Source organism: Streptomyces sp. NPDC040432, from assembly GCF_055595445.1.
The window spans coordinates 614,198-629,954 of record NZ_JBVIVP010000002.1 but is presented as its reverse complement, the minus strand read 5'-3'; the positions used below and the strand labels follow the sequence as shown (position 1 = coordinate 629,954).

Here is a 15,757-nt window from a genome sequence, read left to right as displayed (position 1 = left end):
CCTGGCCGGCCGTCCTTCACGGGGTGACCGGGCTGCTGTCCCCTGCCGTCCGGTCACGCGAAGGAGCGAGGTCCCACGACGTACGCCGTCGGGCGTCACGTCTCATCGCTCCCGCGGAGCCACGCGTGGTGCTGCGGACCCGTGGCTGGCTGACACGGTCATCCGCACCAACGAAGCGCCGCGGGACGGAGTCACGCTCCGGACGGGTGACGGGCGGGCACCGTGTGCGGACGACCGGCCGGTACCCGTGGTCAGACGCGGCCCCGGCACAGCTCCAGCAGGGTCATCGCGAGCGCGGTGCCGGGCTTGCCGAGGGCGTCGCTCCAGTGCGACAGCACCTCCATCTCCCGCGACAGGTGCACCCGCCGGCCCCCGGAGTCGATGCGTGCCTCCTGGATGACGGTGGAGACGGCCATCCGCTCCTGGATCAGGCCGATGATCCGGTCGTCGATGGCGTCGATGCGGGTCCGGGAGTCGGCGATCAGCTGCTCGGGGGTGGTGGTGATCGTGGTCATGTCGGTGCTCCTGTGGGTGTCGGTGGTCGACAGGAGCGGCAACGCGAGAGCGCCCCGGTCCTGTCGGACCGGGGCGCTCTGGGAAGTCAGCGGCTCAAGCGAGCATCACGATGACCCATGGCGACCGGACCGGCCGGTGCCATAGGTAAAGAGGAAGCTCAGCTGCTTGCGCATGGAACGGATTATGACCTTCCGTCCCGCTCCGGGCCAAGTCGGTTCGGATGGTGAGACGAAAAGGGCCTTACGGCCCCCGTTAGAATCGACAAAACAGCCACCTCTTCCGCCGGAAGGCCGCCCCGTGCCAGAAGCACCCTCCGCCGCCCACGACAGCGCCCCGGACACGGTTCTCGTCGTCGACTTCGGCGCCCAGTACGCCCAGCTCATCGCCCGCCGCGTCCGCGAGGCCCGGGTCTACAGCGAGATCGTGCCCAGCACGATGCCCGTGGCCGAGATGCTCGCCAAGGACCCGAAGGCGATCATCCTGTCCGGCGGACCGTCCTCCGTGTACGAGGAGGGTGCCCCGCGCCTGGACGACTCCCGTGCCCTCTTCGAGGCGGGCGTGCCCGTCTTCGGCATGTGCTACGGCTTCCAGCTGATGGCGACGACCCTCGGCGGCACCGTCGACAACACCGGCGCGCGCGAGTACGGCCGCACCCCGCTGGCCGTCTCCAAGGCCGGCTCCACCCTCTTCGAGGGCACCCCGGCGAACCAGTCCGTGTGGATGTCCCACGGCGACGCCTGCTCCGCCGCCCCCGAGGGCTTCACCGTCACCGCCTCGACGAACGTCGTCCCGGTCGCGGCCTTCGAGAACGACGAGAAGCGGCTGTACGGGGTCCAGTACCACCCCGAGGTCATGCACTCCACGCACGGCCAGCAGATCCTTGAGCACTTCCTCTACCGCGGCGCCGGCCTGGCCCCCACCTGGACCACCGGCAACATCGTCGAGGAGCAGATCGCGGCCATCCGCGAGCAGGTCGGCGACAAGCGCGCCATCTGCGGCCTCTCCGGCGGCGTGGACTCCGCGGTCGCCGCGGCCCTCGTCCAGAAGGCCATCGGCTCGCAGCTGACCTGCGTCTACGTCGACCACGGCCTGATGCGCAAGGGCGAGACCGAGCAGGTCGAGAAGGACTTCGTCGCCGCGACCGGCGTCCAGCTGAAGGTCGTCGACGCCCAGGAGCGCTTCCTGACCGCGCTGGCCGGCGTCTCCGACCCGGAGACCAAGCGGAAGATCATCGGCCGCGAGTTCATCCGCGTCTTCGAGCAGGCCCAGCTGGAGATCCTCCAGGAGGACGGCCCCGCGGTCGCCTTCCTCGTCCAGGGCACCCTGTACCCGGACGTCGTCGAGTCCGGCGGCGGCACCGGCACCGCGAACATCAAGTCCCACCACAACGTGGGCGGTCTCCCCGACGACATCGAGTTCGAGCTCGTCGAGCCGCTGCGCCAGCTGTTCAAGGACGAGGTCCGGATGGTCGGCCAAGAGCTCGGCCTGCCGGACGAGATCGTCCAGCGCCAGCCGTTCCCCGGCCCCGGCCTCGGCATCCGCATCGTCGGCGAGGTCACCAAGGAGCGCCTGGACCTGCTGCGCGAGGCCGACGCCATCGCCCGCCACGAGCTCACCGCCGCCGGCCTCGACCGGGAGATCTGGCAGTGCCCGGTCGTCCTGCTCGCGGACGTCCGCAGCGTCGGCGTCCAGGGCGACGGTCGCACCTACGGCCACCCGATCGTGCTGCGCCCCGTCTCCTCCGAGGACGCGATGACCGCGGACTGGACGCGCATGCCGTACGAGGTGCTCGCCCGGATCTCCACCCGGATCACCAACGAGGTCCCGGACGTCAACCGCGTGGTCCTGGACTGCACGAGCAAGCCCCCGGGCACCATCGAGTGGGAGTAGGACTCCCCGCCCGCACCGTCCGACGGAGCCGTCTCCCCCTCACCGGGGCGGCGGCTCCGCCGTTTTCCGCCCGCCCGCGCCTCTCTCCCGCCCGCGCCCCTGGCCTCTTCGACCGGCCGCCGGTACCTTGCGCCGCGACCGGAGGAGGTGCCATGGCCGAGCGACCCGGACCCGTGCCCGTGGAGCGGCTGCGATTCGAGATGCCCCCCGTCCACGACACCGTCGAGGAGGAGCGGGCCCACCGCAAGGAACGCCTCGCCGAGGCGCTGCGGCTGCTGGCCCGGCTCGACCACGAGGACGGGCCGGCCGGACTGGTCACCGTCCGGGACCCGGGCTTCGAGGACTGCTACTGGGTCAACCCCTTCGGCCGGGCCTTCGCCGGCATCACCCCCGACGACCTGCTGCTCGCCGACGGCGACGGGCGGGTCCTCCGGGGCAGCCGCCGGCTCAACGAGCTGGCGTTCGCCGTGCACGTCGCGGTCCACCGGGCCCGGCCCGGGGCGGTGGCCGTCGTCCGTACGCAGGGCCCGTACGGGCGCGCGCTCGCGGTGCTCGGTGAACTGCTGGCCCCGCTCACCCCCGAGGCCTGCGCGTTCTACGAGGACCACGCCCTGCTGGACGAGTTCACCGAGGACGGGCCCGTCGCCGCCGCCCGGATCGCGCAGGCGCTGGGCCCCTACAAGGCGCTGATCCTGCGCCACCGCGGCCTGCTGACCGTCGGCGGCTCGGTCGACGCGGCCGTCTGGTGGTTCGTCGCCGCCGAACGGGCCGCCCGGGTCCAGCTGATCGCGCGGGCCGCGGGCAGGCCCGTACCCGTCGATCACCGCAACGCCGTCCTCACACGGGAGCGGTTCGGCTCCGATCTGGCGGCCTGGGTGAGCTACCAGCCGCTGCGCCACGGCGGCGACGCGCCGATGGCGTCAACATCATGAACGGTTAATCACCTGCTCTGACATCGTGCGCAATCCGGAGCACTGCCGCAGTGGTGCACAATTCGCTGGCATTGCACCGGAGTTCAGAGAGGCGGCACGCACGTGGCTGTCCAAGAGATCCCCCGAACCACCCACGGCGGCGCCTGCACCTGCGACGACTGCCCGCACGGCGCACGGGAGGGACACCGCCGGGCGGTGGCCGCCTTCCTGGAAAAGCGCGACGAGTTCGCCGCCGGCCAGGGGGTGCCGGCCGCCGTGGCCCACTCTCTCGGCGCCTCCCGCCAGTGGGTGTCCGACGAACTGACGCTGTCCGCCCGCAACGCCGCCGACCGCGGCCGCGAGGCCGGGCACTCCTGGCTGTACCTCCTCTCCCGGCGGGCCGTCCTCACCCTGTGGATCGCCGCCGGCGTCCTGCTCGTGGTGCAGGTCGGCACCGCGCTCGGTACGGGCTGGACCACCGCCCGCACCGCCGGACTGCTGGCCGTCCTCGTCCTGGCCGGCCTGCTCACCGTCGCCGCCCGCGCCCAGTCGCTGCGCGGCGGGCTGCTGGCCCCGCTGGTCGGCGAGGACAACCGGCTGTCCACCTCCAAGGCCGTCCCCGCGGCCTGGCTCGTGCTGACGGCGTTCGCCGCGCTGCTGCCCGCGCTGCGGCTCGCGGCCTCCGCCCCCGGGCCCGAACGGGACACCCTGTACGCCGGGCTGGCGCTCGGTCGCGCGCTGCCGCTGCTGGCCGTGCTCGGACTGACGTCGGGCGTCGCGGTGCTGGTGCGTCGCGTGGTCACCGTACGGATCATGAACCAGCGGCTCCAGAAGCTGCCCGCCGACCGACCCGCCGGGGCCGACCTGCTGACCGACGACGCCGGGCGGGGCAGCTTCCCCGACGCCCAGTACATCCTGGTCTCCACGGTCGTGCTGGCGTACGCCGCGGTGACGTTGGCCCGCTTCCCGGACCGGCTGCCGCGACTGCCGTGGTCGCTCGCCCTGCTCGTCGCCCTGTCGGCGGTGGTCTACCTGGCCGCGAAGTACGCCGAGGGCAGCCGCCCGCTCGTGCTGTCGGTGGTGCGCAGACGGGAGCCCGGGGACCTGGACTCCGCCGTCCGCCCCGGGGACGACATCGAGATCCGCGGCGTGGGCTTCGTACCGCCGGGGGCGCACACCCCGGAGATGTTGGCCCGGCTGGTCGTACGGATCGGGCAGGTGCACGTCCACGTGCCGCTGGTGCCCGTGGCCGGGGGCTTCACCAACCCGTCGGACGCGGTGCTGACCGTGCCGATCCCCGCGGAGGTCGAACCGGGGCGCACCGACGTCCAGGTGGTGACCGCCGCCGGAGTGGAATCGAACCGCTACAGCATCGACGTGGCGGAGTGAACGACGACGGGGTATGCATGGGGCGTGACCCGAACTGACGTCCTTTCCGGTGCCCCCTCCGGCCTGCGGGACCGAGCCGCCCGGTACGCGCTCCTGCCCCTGCGCCTGTTCCTCGGCGTGACCTTCGTGTACGCGGGTCTGGACAAGCTGACCGACTCCGCGTTCCTGTCCGCCACCGGCGACGGTTCCATCGGCGACATGATGCGCGGCGTGCGCGACACCTCCGCGATCCCCGCCCTGGTCGACACGGCCCTGAAGGCACCCGTCGGTTTCGCCGTGGTGCTGGCCGTCGGTGAACTCCTGGTGGGCCTCGCGACGCTGGCAGGGCTCCTGACCCGGCTCGCGGCCGCCGGCGGAGCGCTGATCGCGCTCAGCCTGTGGCTCACGGTCTCCTGGGCGGTCACCCCGTACTACTACGGCAACGACCTCGTCTACCTGGTCGCCTGGCTCCCGCTGGTCCTCGCCGGCGCCCCCTACCTGTCGCTGGACGCGCTCGCGCTCGCCCGGCGCTCCGAGGGCGCGTCGAGCCGGTGGCGCCTGTCGCGGCGCACCGCGTAGGTCACCATGCCGACGAGCGCGGCGAGCGACAGCCCGCCCATGGCCATCGGCACCACCAGGAACCAGGGCACGTCGGCCTCCCCGGCCGCGTCGAGGAGGTAGAGCACCCCCGCCGCGATCAGGACGAGCCCGGCCAGCAGCCGTCCCGGCTGGAAGTCATGACGCCGCACGGGCCACCTCCACCTGTCCCACGGCCGCGCTCAGCCGCAGCTCGATCGTCCCACCGGCCTCGGTGCCGGTGGGGGGCGACAGCGTCGCCTCCCGGGTCTCGCCGCCGCGTCTGATGCGCACGTCCTCACCGCTCTCGCCGGGCATCCGGATGTCACCCAGCCGGACGGTGACGACGGCCTTCGCGGTGACCTCCCGGGGGAGGAGCACCTTCAGCCGTCCCGCCTCGATCGAGGCACCGACCGACACCGTGGTTCCCTTCGGCACGTCCAGCCGGCTCAGGTCGAGGGTGGCCAGCCCGGTGCCCGACGCGTACGACGGCCGGACGTCGGCCACCGCCGCCGGCCGCCAGGCGACCTCCCGCCAGTCGGTGCCGATCTCGCTCGGCAACGCGGTGGCCCCCGCGAGCAGTCCCGCGGTGATCAGGCCGAGCAGGATCGTGCCGAACCCGGTCCGGCCCTTGACCGAGCTGACCGCGAGGCCCACCCCGAAGACGGTCAGGGCGCAGGCGAGGCCCACCTGGAGGGCGTGCCCCAGGGAACTGTCCTCCCACACCGAGCCCGCGCCGATGCCCGCCGCGACGAGGGCCAGGACGAACACCCGGCCGCCGATGCCCCCGCCGAACCCGCGCACCGTCGCCGGGGCGCTCGGCTCCCGCGCGGCCGGCCCGGCCCCGCCGGCCGCGCCCGGGCTGTCGTCGGGACCCCACAGGTAGCCGCTCGCGCCGACGGGTCCCGTCGTGCCGTCCTTCACCAGGGGATCGCGCCACCAGGACGGGCTGCCCGGCACGGGCGGGGCCTGCGTCTCGGGCGGTGCCGGGGACGCGGGCCGGTGCGGCACCGGGGCCTCGGCCTCGGGGGCGTAGGTGTGCCGGAGCCGCTGGGACCAGTACGAGGCGCCGCCGAGCGCCAGGATGACCAGGACCGAGAAGACCCCCATCACCCCGTTGTCCATCATCGACAGGAACAGCGCGCAGCCCACCAGCGCGCTGAACACCGCGGCCAGGGTGGCGCCCTCGACGCGGCCCGTCAGCAGCCGCTTGCCCTCGCTGTCGTCCTCGCCCTCCTGGGGCAGCAACAGCCAGGCGAACCCGTAGAAGATCAGACCGACGCCGCCGGTGACGGCGAGCACGCCGAGCACGATCCGGAACACCAGCGGGTCCAGGTCGAAGTACCGGCCGAGACCACCGCACACGCCCGCGAGGACCTTGTCGCGCTTGCTGCGGCGCAGGGGAGGCCGCGGGGCTTGGGCCGTGACGGGGGCCCCGGCGCCGGCGGCCGGGGCGTCGTGTACTTCGGTCATGTGTCCATGGTGACGGCCCGTGCGTCCCCGCGGCACCCGGCCCTACCCTGGCGCAACCCTGATATCCCCCGGCCGGAACTGGGGGGATGCCCTGATGCCCGCGGTCCCGCGCGCGTGTGACCATCGGTGACATGCCCGCAGCAGCCGCCTCCCGCACCCCGCACGCACCGGACCCCGCCGATCCCTCGATCCCGCACCGCCGGCTCTACCGCAGTGCCGACGGCCGGATGCTCGGCGGAGTCGCCCGCGGCCTGGCCGGGCACCTCGGGCTGCCCGTGCTCTGGGTCCGACTCGCCTTCCTCGGCATGTTCATGTTCGGCGACGGGCTCGGCGTGCTGCTCTACGCGGCGTTCTGGGTGTTCGTACCGCTCGGCGTGGGCGGCAGCACCGGACACCACTCCTTCTTCGAGACCCTCCCCGACGGCACCCGCCGGCTGCGCAAGCCCGGCAAGGGACAGATCTCCGGCCTGATCGCGCTCGCCGTCGGCGCGGGCATCTTCTTCTCCCAGCTCCGCGTCGGCGGCGAGAACGGCCGCTACGTCTGGCCGACCCTGCTCGTCGGCGCGGGCGTCGTCCTCGTCTGGCGGCAGGCCGACAACGCCCGCCGCGCCCACTGGACCGCCGCGGCCGGCCGGCACGGCCGCCTCTTCCAGGTCGTCCGGGCCCTCGCGGGCGTCGCCCTCGTCGGCGTCGGCCTGACCCTCTTCATCGTCGTACGGGGCTCCGCCGCCCAGCTGGGCAACGTCCTCACCGCCACCCTCGCCGTCCTCGTCGGCGTCGCCCTGCTCGCCGGACCCTGGCTGATCCGGATGACCCAGGACCTCTCCGAGGAACGACTGATGCGCATCCGCGCCCAGGAACGCGCCGAGGTCGCCGCCCACGTCCACGACTCCGTGCTGCACACCCTGACCCTGATCCAGCGCAACGCCGAGGACGTCGGCGAGGTCCGCCGACTGGCCCGCGCCCAGGAACGCGAGCTGCGGAACTGGCTGTACAAGCCCGAGGGCACCGGCAAGGACGAGGCCGAGGAGCCCACCACCCTCGCCGAGGCCGTGAAGAAGACCGCCGCCGAGGTCGAGGACCACCACGGCGTCCCCATCGAGGTCGTCGTCGTCGGCGACTGCCCCCTCGACGAGAAGCTGGCCGCACAGATCCAGGCCGCGCGCGAGGCAATGGTCAACGCGGCCAAGTACGGTGGCGAGGGGGGCCCGGTACAGGTCTACGCGGAGGTCGAGGGCAACACCGTCTTCGTCTCCGTACGGGACCGCGGACCGGGCTTCGACATCGACGCCGTACCGGACGACCGGATGGGCGTACGAGAATCGATCATCGGCCGGATGCAGCGCAACGGCGGGACCGCACGACTGCGGTCCGCGCCCGACGGCGGCACCGAAGTCGAGCTGGAGATGGAGAGGGCGGCATGACCGAGGACAACGCGGTGACGGAGGCCAGGCGGGTCCGGGTGGTGCTCGTCGACGACCACCGGATGTTCCGCACCGGAGTGCAGGCCGAGATCGGGGAGACCGCGCGCACCGGCGTCGAGGTCGTCGGCGAGGCGGCCGACGTCGACCAGGCGGTCACCGTCATCACCGCCACCCGCCCCGAGGTGGTGCTCCTCGACGTGCACCTGCCCGGCGGCGGCGGCGTCGAGGTGCTGCGCCGCTGCGCCCCGCTGATGGCGGCGGCCGAGAACCCGGTGCGGTTCCTCGCGCTGTCGGTGTCGGACGCCGCCGAGGACGTCATCGGGGTGATCCGCGGCGGCGCCCGCGGGTACGTCACCAAGACCATCACCGGCAGCGACCTGGTGGACTCCGTGTTCCGGGTCCAGGACGGCGACGCGGTGTTCTCGCCCCGCCTGGCCGGCTTCGTCCTCGACGCGTTCGCCTCGACGGACGCCCCGCCCGTCGACGAGGACCTCGACCGGCTCACCCAGCGCGAGCGCGAGGTGCTGCGGCTCATCGCCCGCGGCTACGCCTACAAGGAGATCGCCAAGCAACTGTTCATCTCGGTCAAGACCGTCGAATCGCACGTCTCGGCGGTGCTGCGCAAGCTCCAGCTGTCCAACCGGCACGAGCTGACCCGCTGGGCGACCGCCCGCCGGCTGGTCTGACGCGCGGGAACCCCGCGCACCGACCGCCCGCGATGTGATCCACATCGCGGGCGGTCGGTGCAACCGGGGAACAGGCGCACGCCCTCTTCGGGGGCGTGATGAGCCTGACGGGGACCCCCTTCTTCGCCACCGTGGTCGCCCTGGCGGCGATCGCCGTCGTCCTGCCGCTGGCCGTGTGGAGCAAGGTGCGCGGCCCCGCCGTCGCACGCGTCGCCGCGCGCGCCCTGATGGTGCTCTTCGCCCAGGTCACCGCCGTGGCCCTGGTGTTCGTCGCGGTCAACCGCGACATGAACTTCTACGCGTCCTGGGGCGACCTCCTGGGCACCGGCACGTACGTCACCGCCGCCCCCGACCTCGGCCCCGACGGGCTCGGCGGGAAGAAGGCCGAACAGGTCCGCGAGGAGCCCAAGGTCCGGCAGAAGTTCGAGCCCGTCGACGGCCTCGGCGGACGCGTGCAGAAGACCGAACTCGACGGGAAGGTCTCCGGAGTCAAGGGCGACGTCATGGTGTGGCTGCCCCCGCAGTACGACGACCCCGCGTTCAAGGACAAGAAGTTCCCCGTCGTCGAACTGATCCCCGGCATCCCCGGCACCGGCAAGTCCTGGTTCCAGGGGGTCAAGGCGCACGAGGTCCTCGAACCGCTCATGAGGAGCGGCAAGGTCCAACCGTTCATCCTCGTCTCCCCGCGCGCCATGCTGCTCGGCAACGCCGACACCGGCTGCGCCAACATCCCCGGCAAGGTCAACGCGGACAGCTGGTTCAGCGTCGACGTCCGCAAGATGGTCACCGACAACTTCCGGGCCACGGACGAGGCCCGCACCTGGGGCGTCGCCGGGTACTCGGCGGGCGCGTACTGCGCCGCCAAACTGGCCATCGCCCACCCCGACCGCTACGCCGCCGCCGTCTCGCTGTCCGGCTACAACGACCCGGGGCAGGAACCCTCCTCGCTGGTCGCACAGGACCCCGAACTGCGCCGCACCCACAACCTCAAGCACCTCCTGAAGTCCGCGCCCACGCCCCCGCCGGTGTCCCTGTGGATGTCGGGCGCCGAACACGACGGCTACCTCTCGGGCACGGACCTCAAGGGCATCGCGCAGAGCCCCACCGTCGTCCACGCGGAGAAGGTGACCGGCGGCCACAACCTCGACTCCTGGTCGAAGCAGCTCCCGCAGACCTTCGACTGGCTGAGCCGGACGGTCAAGGCGCCGTAGCGGGACCGGACACCGTCACGCCGGCCGGGTCGCGCCCGCCCACGGCATGGAGTCGATCGGCGCGAGGCGGACCGTGGAGCCGGGGCGCGGGGCGTGGATCATCTGGCCGTTGCCGACGTACATGCCGACGTGCGTGACGCCGGAATAGAAGAAGACCAGGTCTCCGGGGGCCAGTTGGCCGCGCGTGACGCGCTGCCCGGCGTTGATCTGGGTGTAGGTCGTACGCGGCAGGGACACCCCGGCGGCGCGCCAGGCGGCCTGCGTCAGCCCGGAGCAGTCGAAGGAGCCCGGGCCCGTCGCGCCCCAGACGTACGGCTTGCCGATCGCCCCGTAGGCGAAGGCCACGGCCCGGGCCGCGCGGGAGCCGTCGGCGGGCGCGGGCGGCGGGGGAGTGCCGGGCGTACGGGCGGGAGCGGCGGTGTTGCCGTTCGCGGTCCCGGACTGTGCCTCGTACGCGGCCCGTTCCTCCGAGGTGAGCCGGGCCAGCAGGCGCTTCGCCGAACTGAGCTTCGCCTCGGCGGTGGCCTTGTGACGGGCCGTGTCGGCCTGCCGGGCACGCAGGTCCGATAGGCGTCCGGAAGCCTGGTCGCGCAGCCTGCCGATGTCGTCCAGACCGCGGCGTACGGAGGACACCTCCGCGGCGGTCCGCTTGCCGGCCCGGGTCAGGAGCGAGGCCCGGTCGAGGTAGTCCTGCGGATCGGTGGCCATCACCAGGTGGAACGCGGGGCCCAGGCCGCCGCTGCGGTACTGGCCGGCGGCCAGCGACCCGAGCGCGGTGCGGGCGGTGTTCAGCCGGTCCGTGCGGCGGGCGGATTCCTCGCGCAGTCCGGTGAGCGCCCGTTCGGCCTCGTCGGCCTTCTCCTTGGCCCCGTTGTACTGCTCGGTCGCGGCCTCGGCCTCCTCGTAGAGCCGGTCGACCTCCGTCCTGACCTCGGCGGGGCTCTGTCGGGGGTCGGCGTGCGAGGTGCCCTCGAAGGCGGTGGCGGTGGCAGCGCCCGCGAGCACGAGGGTGGCGGCGGTCCGTACGCCGCCGCCGCTGAACGGGCGCTGCCTGGGCTTTCGATGACTGGCCACGGGGGCCTCACGTCCTTCCGGTCGGTCTCGGGGGAGGACGCTAGACCCGCAGGTAACGGGACGGTGACGAGATGGTGCGAAATGGCCGTTCGTGATCGGGACCGACCGGTCAGTGCCAGAGGACGGCGATAAAGATATTGGCCGTGGTCAGTGCGCCGACCGCCGCGAAGAGTCCCTTGTCGACGTGCTCGTCGTCCCGCTTCACGTACACGAGGGCGAGGACGACGAAGAGGATCGCGAGCTTCACGCCGATCTTGACGTGGTTCAGCGGGGCGCCGTCGCCCATCTCACGGAAACCGACGAGCAGGACGCCCGTCACGAGCATGGTCAGCGCGCCGTGCAGCATCGCGGGCACGAAGCGGGCGGTGCCCGCGCCCATCGCCTTCATCTGGGTCAGGAAACCGCCCAGGAGCGAGGCGATCCCGATGATGTGCAGGCCGACGAAGACATTGATCAGTACGTCCATGCGGCCGAGCCTACGGGGCCCTCCGCGGCCTCCCGCGACCGGTCCCGACGACCGGGAACGCGCGGTCGGCGCAGTCCGGGAACGGGTGGTGGGGAAGCTCGGGAACGGGGGGTGGCGCAGCTCGGGAACGGCTGGTCGGGAGCCCGGGAACGGGCGGCGCAGGACTCCGGCAACGGGGTGCGGAGGAGCTCCGGAGGGCGGTCGGGGAGGCCCGGAACCGGGCGGCGCGGCCCGAACGGGCCATGGCCGGTTCGGGCCCCCGGGATCCCCTTCCGCGACCTTCGCCGGGCGGCGAAGCCAATGCCTGTCGCCGAGGGAAACCCCGGGGACACCCCCTCGAAGCCTGAGAGACGTCACCGCGGGACGTACGGGATGCGGCGGGGGAGGACACCCACCCAGCCCCACCCGTTCTGCACCGGAAGGAACCCTCGTCATGCGCATCGGATTCGCACGGGCCGCCGCGGTCGTCGCCCTCACCCTCGGCATCACCGCCATCGCCCCCGTCGCCTCCGCAGTACCCGCCGCCAGGATCGTGAGCCCGGGCTGACCGCCCGAGCCGACCGACTTCCCCACGTCGGCCGACTTCCCCACGTCGGCCGACTTCCCGCGCCGACCCGCCACGGTGCTCCACCGGACCGCTGTACCTGCAGGACAGCTGTCCCCCGGTCACACCGGCGCGCCCCGCCCGCCGCACCGGGCCACCCGGCCCGAACGCCCGGCGCGCGCCCAGCACTTCGCGCACCACCCGCAGTCCTCGTAGCACCTGCTCGCCATCCGCGCGACACCCCGCACTTCCCGCACGCCCAGCACGCCCCGTACTTCCCGCACGCCCCGCGCGGCTCCCCGCGCACCGCGTACGCCGGTCGGTCGAGCGCCCGCTCCCGACCCTCACACCTCATCGAACGCGAACCGGAGTTCCGTCATGCCTCGTTGCACCCGCCGCACCCGCAACACCGCCGTCGCCACCCTGATCACCGCCGCCGTCGCCATGGGCACCGTGGCGGGCATCGACTCGGCGGCGTTCGCCGCGCCGGCCGCCGCACCCGCCGCCGCCCCGCTCGCCGACCCGGCGCCCAACCCCGACTGGGGCAGCACCGGTCAGGGAGCCGAGGCCCCGAGCGAGTTGAGAGCCTCCACGTTCGCCGCCTCCGCGTCGACGATCACCCGTAGCCAGGTGATAGCCCGGGCGAAGAGCTGGGTCGGCATCGGACTCGACTACAACTGGGGTACGAAGCACGGCGGTTACCGCACCGACTGCTCCGGCTTCGTCTCGATGGCCTGGGACCTGGACGACTCGCTCGTCACCAACACCTTCGAGTCCCGCGGCGTCGTCGAATCGATCAGCAAGTCCGAACTGAAGGCCGGAGACGCCCTCCTCGACAACGACAGCGGCGCCAGTGGCCACATCGCCCTCTTCGAGAAGTGGGCGAACAGCGAGAAGACCAAGTACTGGGGCTTCGACTTCACCCCGAGCGGCGTGCACTACCGCGTGTACGACTACCCGTACTACGGGAACTACGGCCCCTTCTACCCGGTCCGCTACAAGAACATCGTCGACGACTCCACCACCCCGAAGCCGCCGAAGCCCGCCGGCATGACCGACCTCGTCGCCGCCAACATCAACGGGGACTCCGTGGACGACGTGGTGGGCGTGGAGGCCTCCACCGGGAAGCTGTGGCTGTACAAGGGCAACACGAACGGGACCATCGCGAGCGGCGGCTCCCGCGTCGAGATCGGCTCGGGCGGCTGGAACGGCATGACCAACCTGGCCGGCGGCGACTTCACGGGCGACGGCAAGGACGACATCGTCGCCACCGAGGAGGACTCGGGCAAGCTCTACCTCTACCCGGGCAACGGCAGCGGTCTGAACTCCCGCAAGGAGATCGGCTCCGGCGGCTGGAACGGCATGCACGACCTGATCGGCGGCGACTTCAACGGTGACGGCAAGGCCGACGTCGTCGGCGTCGAGACGTCCACCGGCAAGCTGTGGCTGTACAAGGGCAACGGCGCCGGCTCGATCGGCGGCGGCGGCACCCGCGTCCTGATCGGGACCGGCGGCTGGAACGGCATGCACGACCTGGTCGGCATGGACGTCGACAACGACGGCCGGACCGATGTCGTCGGCGTCGAGACCGCCGGCAGCGACCTCTTCTTCTACAAGAGCAACGGCTCCGGCCTGGACGCCCGCAAGCTGATCGGCAACGGCGGCTGGAACACCATGAACGACCTCATCGGCGGCGACTTCACCTCGAACGCCTACGACGACCTCATCGGTGTCGAGAAGGCGAACAACGACCTCTTCCTCTACCCGGGCAACGGCTCCGGCCTCGGCGCCCGCAAGCTGATCGGCAACGGCGGCTGGTAGCCCCGTCCGGGAGGGCGGCCCGCACCGCCGCCCTCCCGCCCGGCCCCGCGCCACCCCCGCCGCGCACCCCGCGCGGCCCCGCCGCCGGCACCGGCGGCCCCCGAAACCTCCGCGGTACCGCTGCCCCGAGCAGCCGCTCCGACGGGTTCCCGCACCCGGAGCACTTCCGAAGCCTTCCCACCTTCCCCAGGCACCCGCGTGCCGGTTTGGACCACTCCCATGTCTGCTTCCACCACCCCGCTCGCCCGCCGCATGTCGAAGCGCGTGGCCATCGCCACCGGCCTCATCTGCGCCACCCTGGCCGCCACCGCCCTCTCCATCGGCGGCGCCCAGGCCGAGGGCGAGGACCACCACGGCGACCTGCCCGTCCTGACCCCGGCCGAGATGGGCCTGCCCGACGCCCCGATCGCCGCGCCGATGGCCGCGTCCGCCACCACCGACGGCGGCCGACCCAAGTTCCAGATGCCGTTCACCTGTGGTGAGAGCTGGTTCGGCGACTCCCGCTCGCACCACAGACCCTCCCCCAACACGATCGACTGGACGCACGGCTCCACCACCGCGAACAAGCCCGTCCTGGCCAGCGCCGGCGGCACGGCCCACATCAAGGACAAGGGCAACACCAGCTACGGCAAGTTCGTCACCATCGACCACGGCAACGGCTGGAGCACCCTCTACGCCCACCTCAACGCCTTCAAGGTGTCCGAGGGCGAGAAGGTCGACGCCGGGGAACTGATCGGCCTCGTCGGCAGCACCGGCGGATCGACCGGCGCCCACCTGCACTACGAACAGCGCTACAACGGCAGCTACCAGCGCACCGTCTTCAACGGCACCGCGTTCTACCCCGACCGCAGCCTGACCAGCAAGAACTGCGCCAACCCGGAGCCCGACCCGAAGCCGCAGCCCCCGAAGCCGGGCCCCGGCAACCCGGGCGCCGGCATGACCGACCTGGCGTCGGCCGACCTGTCCGGCGACGGCGTCGTCGACGTGGTGGCCGTGGAGGCCTCCACCGGCAAGCTGTGGCTGTACAAGGGCAACGCGAACGGGACGATCGCCGGCGGCAGCACCCGCGTCGAGATCGGCTCGGGCGGCTGGAACGGCATGTCCAACCTGACCGGCGGCGACTTCACGGGCGACGGCAAGGACGACATCGTCGGCGTCGAGGAGTCCACCGGCAAGCTGTGGCTGTACAAGGGCGCCGACAACTCGACCCTCGCCAGTGGCGGCACCCGCGTCCTGATCGGCACCGGCGGCTGGAACGGCATGTCCGACCTGACCGCGCTCAACCTCAACGGCGACGCCGTCTCCGACCTCGCCGGCGTCGAGAAGTCCACCGGCAAGCTCTACCTCTACCCCGGCTCGACGTCGGGCCAGCTCGGCTCCCGCAAGGAGATCGGCTCGGGCGGCTGGAACGGCATGTCCAACCTCACCGGCATGGACGTGAACAACAGCGGCAAGCAGGACCTCGTCGCGGTCGAGGAGTCCACCGGTGACCTCTTCCTCTACCCCGGTGACCGCGGCTACCTCAGCCCCCGCATCCTGATCGGCAACGGCGGCTGGAACAGCATGTCCGACCTCATCGGCGGCGACCTCAAGGGTTCCAACGGTCCGGACGACCTGATCGCCGTCCAGAACTCGACCGGCAAGCTCTTCCTCTACCCCGGCACCGGTACCGGCCTCGGCGCCCGCACCGAGATCGGCTCCGCCGGCTGGTAGTCCCCCCGCCCACCAGGCGACCCGACCACACCTCACAGGTGGCCCGCCCCCGCCCGTCCCCCGGCAGGGGGGCGGGCCACCGCC

General features: G+C 72.4%; 14 protein-coding genes. 9 read left to right on the top strand and 5 right to left on the bottom strand.

What is annotated here, in order from left to right:
• Positions 1 to 251: 251 nt before the first annotated feature.
• A complete protein-coding gene (locus ACZ58N_RS06605; RefSeq protein ID WP_471156324.1) occupies positions 252 to 557 on the bottom strand; it encodes a chorismate mutase in 306 nt (101 codons plus the stop codon).
• 256 nt (positions 558 to 813) lie between these two features.
• On the opposite strand from ACZ58N_RS06605, the gene guaA reads away from it, so the two are divergent.
• The 4 genes from guaA to ACZ58N_RS06585 all read left to right on the top strand — a co-directional run bounded on the left by guaA (position 814) and on the right by ACZ58N_RS06585 (position 5,264).
• A complete protein-coding gene (guaA, locus tag ACZ58N_RS06600) occupies positions 814 to 2,406 on the top strand; it encodes a glutamine-hydrolyzing GMP synthase (RefSeq protein ID WP_471156321.1) in 1,593 nt (530 codons plus the stop codon).
• Positions 2,407 to 2,558: 152 nt separating this feature from the next.
• Positions 2,559 to 3,338 (top strand): class II aldolase/adducin family protein, encoded by a 780-nt coding sequence (locus ACZ58N_RS06595; protein ID WP_471156319.1) that lies wholly within the window; start codon positions 2,559 to 2,561, stop codon positions 3,336 to 3,338.
• Between the two features lie 102 nt (positions 3,339 to 3,440).
• Positions 3,441 to 4,706 carry a hypothetical protein gene (locus ACZ58N_RS06590; RefSeq protein WP_471156317.1) on the top strand — a complete coding sequence of 422 codons (1,266 nt, stop codon included), beginning with the start codon at positions 3,441 to 3,443 and terminating at the stop codon, positions 4,704 to 4,706.
• Positions 4,707 to 4,730: 24 nt separating this feature from the next.
• The gene (locus ACZ58N_RS06585; protein ID WP_471156315.1) at positions 4,731 to 5,264 is read left to right on the top strand and encodes a DoxX family protein; all 534 of its coding nucleotides are present in this window, start codon (positions 4,731 to 4,733) and stop codon (positions 5,262 to 5,264) included.
• Here the strand turns inward: ACZ58N_RS06585 and ACZ58N_RS06580 are convergent.
• Positions 5,180 to 5,434 carry a hypothetical protein gene (locus ACZ58N_RS06580; protein ID WP_471156312.1) on the bottom strand — a complete coding sequence of 85 codons (255 nt, stop codon included), beginning with the start codon at positions 5,432 to 5,434 and terminating at the stop codon, positions 5,180 to 5,182. The genes ACZ58N_RS06585 and ACZ58N_RS06580 overlap by 85 nt on opposite strands.
• Positions 5,421 to 6,734: a PspC domain-containing protein gene (locus ACZ58N_RS06575; RefSeq protein WP_471156310.1), complete on the bottom strand. Its 1,314-nt coding sequence runs from the start codon at positions 6,732 to 6,734 to the stop codon at positions 5,421 to 5,423. The genes ACZ58N_RS06580 and ACZ58N_RS06575 overlap by 14 nt, the downstream gene beginning before the upstream one ends.
• Positions 6,735 to 6,865: 131 nt before the next feature.
• Here ACZ58N_RS06575 and ACZ58N_RS06570 point away from each other — a divergent pair, with 131 nt between their 5' ends.
• The 3 genes from ACZ58N_RS06570 to ACZ58N_RS06560 all read left to right on the top strand — a co-directional run bounded on the left by ACZ58N_RS06570 (position 6,866) and on the right by ACZ58N_RS06560 (position 10,055).
• On the top strand, positions 6,866 to 8,158 hold the full coding sequence (locus ACZ58N_RS06570) for a PspC domain-containing protein (RefSeq protein WP_471156307.1): 1,293 nt from the start codon (positions 6,866 to 6,868) through the stop codon (positions 8,156 to 8,158).
• On the top strand, positions 8,155 to 8,844 hold the full coding sequence (locus ACZ58N_RS06565) for a LuxR C-terminal-related transcriptional regulator (RefSeq protein ID WP_281209609.1): 690 nt from the start codon (positions 8,155 to 8,157) through the stop codon (positions 8,842 to 8,844). Before ACZ58N_RS06570 ends, ACZ58N_RS06565 begins: the two co-directional genes overlap by 4 nt.
• A gap of 98 nt (positions 8,845 to 8,942) precedes the next feature.
• A complete protein-coding gene (locus ACZ58N_RS06560) occupies positions 8,943 to 10,055 on the top strand; it encodes an alpha/beta hydrolase (RefSeq protein WP_471156305.1) in 1,113 nt (370 codons plus the stop codon).
• Between the two features lie 15 nt (positions 10,056 to 10,070).
• Here ACZ58N_RS06560 and ACZ58N_RS06555 read toward each other — a convergent pair whose 3' ends face one another.
• On the bottom strand, positions 10,071 to 11,129 hold the full coding sequence (locus ACZ58N_RS06555) for a C40 family peptidase (protein WP_471156303.1): 1,059 nt from the start codon (positions 11,127 to 11,129) through the stop codon (positions 10,071 to 10,073).
• 109 nt (positions 11,130 to 11,238) lie between these two features.
• Positions 11,239 to 11,595, bottom strand: a complete 357-nt coding sequence (locus ACZ58N_RS06550; RefSeq protein WP_471156302.1) for a hypothetical protein — start codon at positions 11,593 to 11,595, stop codon at positions 11,239 to 11,241.
• 922 nt (positions 11,596 to 12,517) lie between these two features.
• Here ACZ58N_RS06550 and ACZ58N_RS06545 point away from each other — a divergent pair.
• Entirely contained in the window at positions 12,518 to 13,960 is a 1,443-nt protein-coding gene (locus ACZ58N_RS06545; protein WP_471156300.1) for a C40 family peptidase, read from the top strand.
• Between the two features lie 219 nt (positions 13,961 to 14,179).
• Positions 14,180 to 15,673: a peptidoglycan DD-metalloendopeptidase family protein gene (locus ACZ58N_RS06540; RefSeq protein WP_471156297.1), complete on the top strand. Its 1,494-nt coding sequence runs from the start codon at positions 14,180 to 14,182 to the stop codon at positions 15,671 to 15,673.
• Positions 15,674 to 15,757 lie beyond the last annotated feature (84 nt).

Excerpts from the sequence above, each read along its gene's own strand:
- ACZ58N_RS06595 (WP_471156319.1), top strand. The coding sequence starts at position 2,559 with ATGGCCGAGCGACCCGGACCCGTGCCCGTGGAGCGGCTGCGATTCGAG.
- ACZ58N_RS06575 (WP_471156310.1), bottom strand. The coding sequence starts at position 6,734 with ATGACCGAAGTACACGACGCCCCGGCCGCCGGCGCCGGGGCCCCCGTC.
- ACZ58N_RS06570 (WP_471156307.1), top strand. The coding sequence starts at position 6,866 with ATGCCCGCAGCAGCCGCCTCCCGCACCCCGCACGCACCGGACCCCGCC.
- ACZ58N_RS06565 (WP_281209609.1), top strand. The coding sequence starts at position 8,155 with ATGACCGAGGACAACGCGGTGACGGAGGCCAGGCGGGTCCGGGTGGTG.
- ACZ58N_RS06560 (WP_471156305.1), top strand. The coding sequence starts at position 8,943 with ATGAGCCTGACGGGGACCCCCTTCTTCGCCACCGTGGTCGCCCTGGCG.
- ACZ58N_RS06550 (WP_471156302.1), bottom strand. The coding sequence starts at position 11,595 with ATGGACGTACTGATCAATGTCTTCGTCGGCCTGCACATCATCGGGATC.
- ACZ58N_RS06545 (WP_471156300.1), top strand. The coding sequence starts at position 12,518 with ATGCCTCGTTGCACCCGCCGCACCCGCAACACCGCCGTCGCCACCCTG.
- ACZ58N_RS06540 (WP_471156297.1), top strand. The coding sequence starts at position 14,180 with ATGTCTGCTTCCACCACCCCGCTCGCCCGCCGCATGTCGAAGCGCGTG.